Here is an 11,650-nt window from a genome sequence, read left to right as displayed (position 1 = left end):
TTAAACCGCCTCTTTGCTAATCGCTGGCGCCTGTCGCGGTGCCTCGTTTTCTTCCATAGTAGTTTCATAGTGTTCAACTTGGTCTATTTGTATAATCGAGAGCATTGCACTCTAAGGCGCTGCAACCCAGTCTCGGGATACATGTTGCATTCCGAAACAAATCAAAAGAGATCAATAGAGTAGTCTCGTTAGAACAACTCCGGCGCAATCGCCTCTTCGATCATTTCACACCAAATGTGACCGATAAGGATGTGTGATTCTTGGATACGTGCGGTGACGGTGGATGGGACAACCACACTGGCATCGCACATGTCCTTGAGAATGCCGCCGGTGCCGCCGAGAAGTCCGATGGTGAGCACGCCACGTTTCTTAGCTTCTTCCACGGCCATCACAATGTTCTTCGATGTGCCGCTGGTGGTGATGGCAACAAGTACGTCGCCTTCTGTGCCGAAGGCTTCTACTTGACGTTTGAAGACATTATCAAAACCGTAGTCATTGCCGCCGGCGGTCAGGACGCTGCTGTCCACCGTTAATGCCAAGGCGGCAATGGCTCTGCGTTCTATCCCGCCCCGTAACCGAACAACTAATTCTGCAGCGAGGTGCTGACTGTCTGCAGCACTTCCACCGTTACCGCAGAACATGATCAAACGGTTGGATGCAGCACACGTGGCTAACATCTCTCCGCAGATTCGAATGTCGGATGTACGTTCGGAAGCGAGTTGTTGTTTGGTGGCAACGGACTCAGCGATGAGGTCGGCTATGCGACGCTCGTTGAAGGGTTGAGGCATGGACAAAATTACGCGTTACAACCGCAGCAACCACGATCACTCCGCCAACGATGGAGGTGCTCGATGGGATCTCCCCATAGAACAACCCAACCCAGAGGGGGTTGAGAAGGGGCTCCAAAACAGTGATCAGCACTGCTTCAAGAGCCGTTACGGTCTTGATCGCCCAGGCATAGAGCACATAGGAAAGCCCTAGTTGAAACACTCCCAAGATCCCCAGCCTGACAAGCGTATCCGCATCTCCGGCGAATGGTTCAATGAAGGGCATACATACAAGAGCTGTGAGGATGTTCCCAAACAGAATGCTCTCGGTAGTCGACTCACCTTTTTGCGCCCTCATGAATAAGGCAACACCGGCAAAGGCGATCCCTCAGCACGGCAAGGGTGTTTCCCCCAAGCATGGCTCCTGGAGAGATCGCGTCAAGGAAGAAGATCGTCATACCGCTCATCACCACGATCACGGCAAGTATGTCGATACGAGTAGGTTTCTCCTTGGTGACGAAGACGCTGAACAACCCCACCCAGATCGGAGCCGTGTATTGCAGCAGGATCGCATTAGCAGCTGTGGTGTTCTTTGTTGCCATCACAAACAGGATCACGGTGAGCATGTAACTCACGATACTGCCGATCTGCGCCTTCGACCACGTTGGACGAACATTCCGTTGCCAACCAAGATCACAAGCGCAGCGATGGCACTTCTCGCTCCGGCAATGGTAAGGGGCGAGAGTGGCAACGTCTTGATGAGAAGTCCGCCACTACTCCACAACAAGGCACAGACCACCAACGCTACGATGGCTCGTAAATGTACCGGGATCTTCATCGAAGGAACGATGCGCTTCGGTTCGTAGAGATCTCAAGCTCCATGCGCGCAACACCCTGGGCTGTGACGATGCGCTGTTTGGTGGATGTTGTCAAGCCAACAGGAGGGAAGCGCGTATCCAACGGAACCGTAAGTGAAAAGTCTGCAACGAGTGATGCATTGGAAGGTACCTGCCCGAAGACCAACGTGAACTTCGGCGCTTCGCGTGCCGCAACTGTTGCTGTTGGTTGGGCACCTGTGGAGTCGATCGAGCGAAAGGTAACAACGCCGGTGATCTTCTTCATGAGCTTGCTCATGTCTGGACCCAATACTTTGCGGAAGGCCGCAATGTTCATCTTCCATTTCTCGCCAACCGCTACGGGCTTCTTTGCATCGAGCACATTGCCGGTACGCGAGCCCCCTTCGCCCTTGACGACCTCAACAAGGATGTTGACGATGGAATCCGGTGCAGGAGCGTCATTGATGGTGTAGGCGCTGCCGGAATCAGAGAACCAACAGCGGACCTTTGTGCCGGTGGGGAGGAGATCCACGGTGTCTCGTTGAGTGATCCGACGGAAGTCGCGGATCACAAGCTGCTTCTCCTTTTCCTGACCATCCACCGTTACGCTTACAACGTTGCACTGCGCATTGAGGATCACACTCATCTTCTCTGTGGTATCACCGCGGAGCATGTCGCTGATGAACATCTTTGTCTGCGTCACGCTCTCGTACGTGGTCTTCAGGAGGTAACGATCGTATTCCTTGACGCCGCGGCCAAGTTTGAGCTCGTGTTTGACAGGTTGTGCCGCTGCCGCAACGGCAAAAAGTGCGACGAAGAGGGCTAGGCTAGAGAAGTTTCGGATTTGCATATCTACGAATGTACTCCTTCACGTCGAACTTCTTAGCGCATCCGTTCGCATTCATGTATCGAACCTTGCCATAGACGGGACGATCGAACCACGCTCTGTCATGCACTCCGCCGATGCTCCACGCCAAACCGGCATAGCCGTTGGGGTCCCGTCCGTCCAATTCATACGTGTCATTGAGCGCAATGCCAATGGCCAATGCCTCCTCCGGTGACGCGCTCCATTCAAGCAGCTTCTTTGCCCAGTACATCCGCATGTAGCCGTGCATTTTGCCGGTTACGAGCATTTCTTGCTGAGCCGCATTCCACAACGGATCGTGGGTGCGAGCCCCCTCCCATTCTTCGTAGGAGTAGATGTATTGTCGTGGGTCGTTACGGTGTTCGTTGAGTGACTGTTGAGCCCACGCCGGAAATCCCTCGAACGAATCATACCGGTCATTGTAGAACGTGAAGTTGTCCGAAAGCTCTCTTCGAATGATCAGTTCCTCGAGAAACGACGCCACAGGATCGTCCTCGCCACCCGTTCGTGGCAGGGCATTTACGTCGAGAGCTACTCTCTGCGGGGCGATCAACCCGAAATGGAGGTATGGCGACAACCCCGATTGACCGTTTTTTGTAGGATCGTTGCGATGCACGTATTGCGCGATCGTCACCCCGAGCGGAGTCGAGGGGCCGAGGGTATGGGCACGGCGGTTGGTATCGGTGGTAGGGGCACGGCATGCCGTGCCCCCGAGCGGAGTCGAGGGGCCCCACGGATGCCGTTCCACCCGTGGAAATTCCTCCAAAAATTCCGGCAACAGCCTGTTGATCTTTGGTCGGATGGTGTAGGCGGCAAATTCTTGTTTCTGCGAAACATGCCAACACGGAACGATGTTATGTGCGTCAACCTGATGCACGGGGATGCGAGATCCCGATATGATAGAATTCAACCACTGCATCTTGATGCGAAGGGGCTCAAAGTCCGTAACGAGGAGAGAGGCATTCTGCGTATCAAGCCATTGTGGGAGCACGGTTGGCGGATCGCCATGGAGCAGGTGGTATCCGATGTTGTGGTCGGCACAGTCCTGTGCCAACACCTCCAACCCGGCATGCATGAAATCGAATGCTCTGCTTGTAGCGCCGAGGTAGTGGGGGACGAGGCAGAAGACCACATGGAGCGGGACGCGACGTTCAAGGGCAACCTTTTGGGCATAGAGAAGTGCCCAGTTGTCGTGAAGTCTGCGGTCGCGGTTGACCCAATACACAACAGCGCCTTCGCCGACCGGTGCGGTCAACGAAGGCGTGAGGTTGCGAATACGTTCTTGTTTGATGTTCATGTGCCGATCTCAATACCACCGAAGACAACGGTGGCATCAAGAACAAGCGTCGGGCCAATAACGTTCGGGTCGCGGAAGCGATTTGTTTTGTCTTCAATGCCGCCAAGGATCGGAGTACCCTTTACCAGGATGGTCCAATGCGGCGGAACCTTGAGTTCGATACCACCAAAGACCGACATGGCTTTGAGGACGGCAAGATTGCCCTGGATCTCAGCGCTCCGGAGGTCGATTTCGAGTCCACCAAAAACGGCAGTTATCTCGCCCCCTTGAAAGTTCCGACTTGTTACGCGGGTTTCACTTGCACCAAAGATCGCGCTTGTCGTCAGTCGGTCCTGCTCATACGGAAGGCCTTCACCCCCGCCAAACGTCTCGTTGTTCATTGCGAATGGCTGAGAGTTTTTTTTTCTGCTTACAAGCATCGATACGCCGATCAGGATGAGGACGATCGGCCAGAAGGCATGCCAGAATCCGTCGATGATATCCAACCGTCCAAGCTGCAACAATGCACCAACGGCAAAGAGAATTCCATTGCCCAGAAGTGAGCCGGAACGTGTTGCAAGCTTCGTAAGAGCGATGATCATCAACGCCGACGGCCACCAGGTGCTGACGAGTGGCCAGAACTCGAGGATGTTGAACGCATCGAGAAGGAGCCCGCCTCCAACGATCACGAAGATGATGCCCATGACTACCTGACCACCAACGGACTTCTGTCGGGATCCGAAATGCATTTGAAAGTTATGCTGTGCGTTGTTCGGTTTGGGTTCCATGAACAGCTCCACAAAAAGTGATCAAGTGTGAGTGCCACATTCAGCGCAATCTGCGCATTCTGCCGGCGTAGAGGACATTGTACGCTCGAACTCAACAATGGTTGCCACTACCTCGCGGATCTGGTCCTCAGTTAGCTCAGGATAGATCGGTACGGCAAGCACCGTGGCCGCAAGACAGTTAGAAATAGGGAAGGCAGCGTCGGAAAGATTCAGCGATGCAAAACACTCTTGACGGTGGAAGGGGACCGGGTAGTAGATCTCTGCGCCAATACCCTTCGACTGCAGGTGTGCCCGCAAAGCATCTCTATGCGCAGAACGAATGGTGAACTGGTTGAAGATGTGAACGTCAGGAGAAGCCCCCTCATGAACCGAAGCTGGCAGGAGGATGAGGTTGTTCTCGTCGAACTTGGTGTGACCAACGCCTGAGCAAACACCGGACTCAATGAACAGTTTTGTGTAGAGAGCTGCATTGCGACGTCTGCCGGCATGCCACGATGGGAGATGGGGGAGTTTCACCCTTAATGCTGCACCCTGCATCGCATCGAGTCGGAAATTGCCACCCATGATCTTGTGATAATAACGGGGCTCCATGCCGTGATTGCGGATCTGACGGAGCTTGATGTTCAGAGCGTCATCGTTGGTAGTAACAAGTCCGGCATCGCCAAGTGCACCAAGGTTCTTGGTAGGGTAGAACGAGAAACATCCGATCTCACCTATCCCACCGAGGCGACGTCCGTCTGCTGTCTGCGTGCCGATGGCCTGGGCTGCGTCTTCGATGATCGGGATGTTGTGTTCACGACCGATGGCAACGAGTGCATCGATATCAGCTGCCTGACCGAACAGGTGTACCGGAATGATGGCCTTGGTGCGTGGCGTGATGGCCTTTCGAACCTGCTCTACGTCGATGTTGAACGTTACGTTGTCCACGTCCACGAACACTGGCGTTGCACCCACGCGTGACACACATCCTGCCGTAGCAAAGAAGGAGAACGTGGGCATGATCACTTCGTCACCCGGACCGATATCGTAGGCCATCATGGCCATGAGCAGCGCATCGGTACCGCTGGACACGCCAATGGCGTGTTTCACGCCCAGGTAGGCTTCGAGTTCGCGTTCCAGAGCATCCACCTCGGGTCCGAGGATGCTGATCTGGGACTCTGCAACACGAATAAGCGCGGCATCGATCTCCGGCTTGAGTGCTTGGTACTGTATCTTTAGGTCAAGAAGCGGAACGGGCATGGAGGGTCTCAGATCAAGGGTATGGAATCCACAAAACTAGGCAGAACCAACCGACGGACGTGGCTTGTTGCTATTGGTGCGGCTCTTGGAGCTCTTCCAATACTGCATTCCTTGCGTGTCTACCTTACGCCGGATGAGCAGGAACACGGTCACACGGTAGCACTCGGACCGATCGATTCGGTGCTGCCGGACGGACAGCACAAGCAGATCATGATCGACGGAACAGCGGTGTTGCTTTCTCGGGTTGGCCCGGATATCACCGCACTCGATCTCACATGCACACATGCATCATGTCCGCTCAAGGTGGATCTCGGCATCAAACGGATCCTCTGTGCCTGTCACGGCGGTGCGTTCGACCTCAACGGCACGGCTGTAAAAGCGCCCCCCACCCAGCCCCTTCGTCGTTTTGAAACACGTATCAGCAATGGCGAGCTCTTCCTTCGTATTCCAGCAAGGGGCTCTGCATGAACCCGCACTGGACGGACCGATTGAGTGCCGCAACAGCCCGACTTGGACTGATCTTGAGCGCCATGGTGGTTGTGCAAGTGATCACTGGGATATTGCTCTCGATGTGGTATGTGCCATCGCGGAGTGCCGCCACTATGCCTGATGGCACCCTGGCAAGCATCACCACCGTGCAACGGTTGGAGATTGTTGGGAGCTTCGTTGACACGCTGGGTGTGGACGGACGGCCAACGCTGGTGCCGGCGCGCAGGGGAGACGCCGTGCCAAGTCAAGCAGCTGCCAGTGTGGCCGTCAGCATCGCCAACGCACCGGCCGGCGAGTTCATTCGCACCATCCATCACAACAACACTGCGTGGCTCTACACGCTGAGTATCCTCTGGCTGGTGCTACTAACTGTGAGTAAGGCGTTTCGCGCCGATGCAGCCACGTGGATCCGCGCAGTGAGCGCCGTTATCCTTGTTCTCATTGCAGCGTGGTCCGGCAGGCTCCTTCCGGACGACGTATACGCCGAGATCTCCCGTCGCATCGTTGGCCACGAACTCCAAGAAGCCCCCTTTGGATCCTTCATTGCCACCCTTTTTGGCGTTGAACCAAATCACCCCCTCCTCTCCCGCACCTTTGTGTTGCACATCCTCGTAGGTGCCGCCCTCACGACAACACTCTGGAAACCCTTCTCAGCGATGAAAGGTGCGGCGATCACCGCGATCGCAGTGATCGCCGTGGTGCTCGGAACCGCCTTTATCCCACTTGAGTCCTGGCCCGTCCGCGACGTTGTAGGCGGCCTCAACGGCCAGGTCCATGCAGAACCTTGGTGGGTGATACGCCCCTTCCATACCCTTGTGGAGTGGTTTGGAGCCGAATTGGCCGGTTACCTGCTCCTTGCCCTGACCCTCACGCTGTTATTCCTACCAATTCGAAAACGTAACCCCGTAACTGAGTAACTGAGCAACTAAGTAACTGAGTAACTCCGTAACTAGGTAACTGAGTAACTCCGTAACTAGGTAACTGACTAACTTTGCATCTCCAAAAACCCCAACCCTAAAAAGGACAGAGAGTATGTTGATCGGCGTTCCAAAAGAGATCAAGCCAAATGAGAAACGCGTTGCCCTTACACCAGGTGGTGTTGAGATGCTCCGTCAACATGGTCACGATGTGATCGTGGAGACCAACGGCGGTGTTGGCAGCGGTTTCACAAATGATGATTACATCGCAGCAGGCGCAAAGATCATTGATACGGCCGCTGAGGTCTATGCCCAGGCCGACATGATCATGAAGGTCAAGGAGCCGATCGCTCAAGAGTATGGTCTCATCCGCAAGGGTCAGACACTCTTTACCTACTTCCACTTTGCTGCATCACGCGAACTCACCGAAGCAATGGTGAAGAGCGGTGCTGTGTGTCTTACGTATGAGACGGTGCAGAAGGCCGATGGTTCGCTGCCGCTGCTCATTCCGATGTCGGAAGTTGCCGGACGTATGGCTCCGCAAGAAGGCGCAAAGTACCTTGAGCATCCAATGGGCGGACGTGGTGTTCTGCTTGGCGGTGTACCGGGTACAAAGCCAGCAAACGTGATCGTGCTTGGTGGTGGTATCGTTGGTACGAATGCCGCGAAGATCGCAGCAGGCTTCGGTGCACGCGTGACGATCTTCGACAACAATCTCTACCGTCTCCGCTACCTCGATGATGTGATGCCAAAGAACTGCATCACACAGATGTCAACCAAGGCCAACATCCGCGAAGCGGTAAAGGATGCCGACCTCGTGATCGGTGCTGTGTTGGTAGTAGGCGCAAAGGCTCCGCACCTCGTTACGCGCGACATGCTTAAGACGATGAAGGAAGGTTCCGTTATCGTTGATGTGTCGGTGGACCAAGGGGGCTGTGTAGAGACCTGCAAGCCAACAACACACGAAAACCCAACATACGTTGTTGACGGTGTTGTGCACTACGGCGTAGCCAACATGCCGGGCGCTGTTCCGTACACGTCCACGATCGCTCTTACCAACGCAACACTTCCGTATGCTGTACAGCTTGCGAATCAGGGTTGGAAGAATGCCTGCAAGAACAACAGTGAGTTGGTCCTCGGACTGAACGTTGTAGACGGAAAGATCGTCTACGAGGCTGTTGCCGAAGCATTCGGAATGCCATACACACCGGTTGAGTCAGTGCTGTAAGCCCCGTTGATCAAAAAGTGAAGAAACGTAGAAGGCCCCTATTGGGGCCTTCGTCTTTTTTTGCAGGTTGTATTCATGAAAATGTTCTGCAGATACTCGTTCGTCGCAATACTCCTGTTTTCCACAGGCGTGGTCTACGCTCAGGTGGAGACGCAGATCCCGTTCGATGAGAGTGGGAAGATCGTTACACTCACATATACGCAGAACAAAAAGATTCAATTGATCGATCGACCAGAGAGCTTTGTTGAAGCGCGGTTGTTCAGTCAGTCCGATTCCGTTTTTGTACTGGAGATTCTGAGAAAGAACGGATCAGAAACGCTCCGTGAACGGAAGGTGATCACAACGTCGGAGCTGCGTGCGATCCGCGTACGTGTTGGGACCTACCTAGAACTTTATGCTGATGCTGACTTTCTTCGACCACCAGACGTAGACACCCCCGAATACATTCCATCCTCATTCGAGATCGATCAGAGCGGGCGTTCAGCGCTGTTGTGGGGTTCAACGTTATGGTCCTTGTTCTACTATGGAACAGCTGCAACGTTTGCGTTGGGGCTAACGGATGAAGGGAGTAGCGGAGCAACAGCTGCAGCTGTATACCTCATCACAGGAGGTCTGGGATATTTGGCGCCGGCTCTTGCCACAAAGAATGCTCCCGTTACAGAAGGTGCCGTAACACTCTCTCTTGGAGGAATGTTTCAAGGGGCTATTCACGGTTGGCTTGTTGCGGGATTGGTTGGTGGTGACGAGGTAAGTGAACGAGTTGGATTCGGTCTCTCTGTTCTTACCGGCGTGAGTGAGTCCATCGCTGGATATGTGATTGGAACAAACACGGATATCCAGGAAGGTCACGCCAGTGTTATTAACACCACAGAATTTTATGGGATGGCAACTGGCGGACTTCTTGCCTTCGCAATCATGGGGGAAGGCCTTGAGGGAGACGCTACAATTCGTCTCGCCTCGGGCATGGCTCTAGCCGGAACAGTGGGTGGGATCTTCGTTGGCAATGCCCTCGGGCAACACCAACACTTTACTCCAACAGATGCCTCTGTCTATGCCGTTTCAGCGTTGTTGGGCATCACACTACCCATTGCGTTCCTTACTGCGGTATCACCGAGCGATTTGAATGTGCGCGTAGCTTCTGGATTGACCGTTGTTGGCGCTGTAGGTGGACTCTTTATCGGTAATCAGCTGGTCAAGGGGCTCGACTATCGAGGAGTCGATGGTACTGGGCTTGTCCTGGGAACATTTGCAGGAGGTCTGATCGGATTTGGGGTCGGACTTCTCACGGAAGAATCACAGATAACGCCGATCACCAGTTGGGCAGGAGCCGCACTGGGTTTTGGCCTTGGACTTGCAATGTCTAACCCTCGTGATGAAGGAAGGTCTCGTGGAGAATTGAAGTTCGACTTCAATCCACTCGGTCTCCTACTTGGTTCTCGGTCTACTGTCCCTGTGCCGGTAGGTTCGATGACCTATCGATTCTGATCATCAACCATGTGCCGATGATGATCACCACTGCGCTGAACATCAGATTCTCAAATGTGAACCCAAGTACGTAGAACGCCCCAAACAACTGGACCGTGATGATCGTGTAGAGGAGTCGTGCAATGGAGAGTCGCTTCCAAAAGGAAATGGTGAATGCACCAAGCGGACTGAAGAACACAACTACAGGAGCGGCCGCCAACCATGTGTGATACTCCACCGGACCAAAGTCCTGCATCACTACCGCATGCAGGAAGAATCCGCATATGGTGATCACGCTCATGAGGACCACAGATGTTGGTGTTGCGATACGTTCATCGATACCATACCAGAGGGTAAGCAAGCAGAACGTTACCATACAGATGCCGTTCCCGAAGATCGACGTAACGATACCCCCTAGAACACCGATGCCAATGAGATTGAAGATGTCGCGCTGAGTAAGGATAGGGGGCAGACCCTTCCGAACAATCCGCGAGGCATTTCGGTTTGCTCTCCACAACCCAATTCCAAAGGACATCCAAAGCGAAACAAAGAACAGTTTCGTGATCGTTGGATCGAGAAGCGGGACAAGACCAAACGTTCCAATGAGAAGACCGAACACGGCACCTATAGCTGGATAGAAGACTGCTCTCTTCTCGATCGGTATGCCTCTGCCGATGATCATCAGCGAGGCTGAGACCATGCCAACGCTTTGTATTGCAAATGAGAAATTCCGTGCAGAAGCAGGAGCGATCTTGAAGATCAAAGTGAAGACAGGGAAGGCGATCGCACCGCCCCCTTCAGCACTTGCACCACCAATGAACGATCCAAAGACCATTGCAACGGCGGCTGGCCATGAAGCAAGAACGTAGGGCAAAACATCTGTCGTGGTGTACACGAAGGCCAAACCAACAAGGACAAACGTTGCGTAGGGGATGTAGAATCGAAGACCGCGCACGTCAAGCCTCTCCGTGCGCCAACATTTTCAGAAACGTGATGATCGTGTTCTGGTTGTCGATGATCGTTTGCTGGTTACCAATGATCGTATGTTGGTTCCCAACGATATCGGTAAGCCGAGTGGAGATGGCAGCTTGAGTTTCGCTCATGAATCGTTGATTTTCCGAGAGAAATTCTTGCGATTGTGCAAGACGGAGCTCGTTGTCGGCAACCGCTTTCTGAGCCTCTGCTGCGAGGCGCAGTGTTTCGTCGAGTTTCAGCAATAGAGCTGTGATATCAGAGGGGGCTTCTGCCATGTCGCGAACCAAAACGTGTGCGAATCCGTGCAATATCCACTTTCTTGAGGAGATCGTCGAGTTCCAACCGAGTAACGCGTGGGACAACCGTCTTTGAATCCATCGCCGCCTTGAGCAGTCTGCCGCAATGTTGATGGGAATAGGTCACGCCAAAGAGTCGCTTGATCACCCTCTGAACCAGTGCCCTATCCCAGGCATCGGCGTCGATGTCGTTTTCACGCGGCTTGCGCTTCAAGAGCGCTTGAAGCATCAGCGAATGGCGCGGTGAGAGCCGTCGAGGTGCGCCTGTACGTTTTCTTGCCTTGAGTCCGGTTTCGCCCTCGCTTCGGAAGGTAGCGAGCCACTGACTAACGGCAGGGACGGAGACATTCAGGGCCTGGGCGATATCCGTAACGCGCCAACCTTTTTGGGAGAGTTGCACAGCACGGAGTCGGCGTCGCTCCAACAACACACGCTTGATCGAAACGTTCATTGCTGAACATAAGGAACATATGTTCGTGAACCTAGGGATTGGATGGCTGACTCTAGTAG

General features: G+C 54.0%; 15 protein-coding genes. 4 read left to right on the top strand and 11 right to left on the bottom strand.

Translation table 11 applies throughout. The annotated features are described in order from the left end of the window. Positions 1-188: 188 nt before the first annotated feature. From IPI29_08865 to IPI29_08830, 8 genes are read right to left on the bottom strand one after another with little or no spacing between them, the layout of a single operon-like run. The gene (locus tag IPI29_08865) at positions 189-788 is read right to left on the bottom strand and encodes an SIS domain-containing protein (protein MBK7412650.1); all 600 of its coding nucleotides are present in this window, start codon (positions 786-788) and stop codon (positions 189-191) included. Continuing rightward, a complete protein-coding gene (locus IPI29_08860; protein ID MBK7412649.1) occupies positions 742-1,125 on the bottom strand; it encodes a DMT family transporter in 384 nt (127 codons plus the stop codon). Before IPI29_08860 ends, IPI29_08865 begins: the two co-directional genes overlap by 47 nt. Continuing rightward, positions 1,106-1,402: an EamA family transporter gene (locus IPI29_08855; GenBank protein MBK7412648.1), complete on the bottom strand. Its 297-nt coding sequence runs from the start codon at positions 1,400-1,402 to the stop codon at positions 1,106-1,108. The genes IPI29_08860 and IPI29_08855 overlap by 20 nt, the downstream gene beginning before the upstream one ends. Next, complete coding sequence (locus tag IPI29_08850) at positions 1,399-1,605, bottom strand: hypothetical protein (protein ID MBK7412647.1); 207 nt, start codon at positions 1,603-1,605, stop codon at positions 1,399-1,401. Before IPI29_08850 ends, IPI29_08855 begins: the two co-directional genes overlap by 4 nt. Continuing rightward, positions 1,602-2,453 carry a hypothetical protein gene (locus IPI29_08845; protein MBK7412646.1) on the bottom strand — a complete coding sequence of 284 codons (852 nt, stop codon included), beginning with the start codon at positions 2,451-2,453 and terminating at the stop codon, positions 1,602-1,604. Before IPI29_08845 ends, IPI29_08850 begins: the two co-directional genes overlap by 4 nt. Further along, complete coding sequence (locus IPI29_08840; protein ID MBK7412645.1) at positions 2,431-3,765, bottom strand: deoxyribodipyrimidine photo-lyase; 1,335 nt, start codon at positions 3,763-3,765, stop codon at positions 2,431-2,433. Before IPI29_08840 ends, IPI29_08845 begins: the two co-directional genes overlap by 23 nt. Beyond that, the gene (locus IPI29_08835) at positions 3,762-4,532 is read right to left on the bottom strand and encodes a hypothetical protein (protein ID MBK7412644.1); all 771 of its coding nucleotides are present in this window, start codon (positions 4,530-4,532) and stop codon (positions 3,762-3,764) included. The genes IPI29_08840 and IPI29_08835 overlap by 4 nt, the downstream gene beginning before the upstream one ends. A gap of 21 nt (positions 4,533-4,553) precedes the next feature. Continuing rightward, a complete protein-coding gene (locus IPI29_08830; GenBank protein MBK7412643.1) occupies positions 4,554-5,771 on the bottom strand; it encodes a DegT/DnrJ/EryC1/StrS family aminotransferase in 1,218 nt (405 codons plus the stop codon). A gap of 21 nt (positions 5,772-5,792) precedes the next feature. Between IPI29_08830 and IPI29_08825 the strand changes: the two genes are divergently transcribed. From IPI29_08825 to IPI29_08810, 4 genes are all read left to right on the top strand, one after another. Then, entirely contained in the window at positions 5,793-6,239 is a 447-nt protein-coding gene (locus IPI29_08825) for a Rieske (2Fe-2S) protein (protein MBK7412642.1), read from the top strand. Beyond that, positions 6,236-7,177: a cytochrome b N-terminal domain-containing protein gene (locus IPI29_08820; protein MBK7412641.1), complete on the top strand. Its 942-nt coding sequence runs from the start codon at positions 6,236-6,238 to the stop codon at positions 7,175-7,177. Before IPI29_08825 ends, IPI29_08820 begins: the two co-directional genes overlap by 4 nt. 115 nt (positions 7,178-7,292) lie before the next feature. Next, a complete protein-coding gene (gene ald / locus IPI29_08815) occupies positions 7,293-8,405 on the top strand; it encodes an alanine dehydrogenase (GenBank protein ID MBK7412640.1) in 1,113 nt (370 codons plus the stop codon). A gap of 75 nt (positions 8,406-8,480) precedes the next feature. Next, positions 8,481-9,890: a hypothetical protein gene (locus IPI29_08810; GenBank protein MBK7412639.1), complete on the top strand. Its 1,410-nt coding sequence runs from the start codon at positions 8,481-8,483 to the stop codon at positions 9,888-9,890. On the opposite strand, the gene IPI29_08805 is transcribed toward IPI29_08810, so the two are convergent. From IPI29_08805 to IPI29_08795, 3 genes are read right to left on the bottom strand one after another with little or no spacing between them, the layout of a single operon-like run. Then, positions 9,847-10,824: a sulfite exporter TauE/SafE family protein gene (locus IPI29_08805; GenBank protein ID MBK7412638.1), complete on the bottom strand. Its 978-nt coding sequence runs from the start codon at positions 10,822-10,824 to the stop codon at positions 9,847-9,849. The two genes, IPI29_08810 and IPI29_08805, sit on opposite strands and share 44 nt — an antisense overlap. Position 10,825: 1 nt before the next feature. Continuing rightward, complete coding sequence (locus IPI29_08800) at positions 10,826-11,119, bottom strand: hypothetical protein (GenBank protein ID MBK7412637.1); 294 nt, start codon at positions 11,117-11,119, stop codon at positions 10,826-10,828. Further along, the gene (locus tag IPI29_08795; protein ID MBK7412636.1) at positions 11,100-11,591 is read right to left on the bottom strand and encodes a helix-turn-helix domain containing protein; all 492 of its coding nucleotides are present in this window, start codon (positions 11,589-11,591) and stop codon (positions 11,100-11,102) included. The genes IPI29_08800 and IPI29_08795 overlap by 20 nt, the downstream gene beginning before the upstream one ends. Positions 11,592-11,650: the final 59 nt, after the last annotated feature.

This window comes from Ignavibacteria bacterium, from assembly GCA_016707005.1.
Lineage (GTDB): Bacteria > Bacteroidota > Ignavibacteria > Kapaibacteriales > Kapaibacteriaceae > UBA10438.
This window is presented reverse-complemented; position numbering and strand designations above follow the sequence as displayed.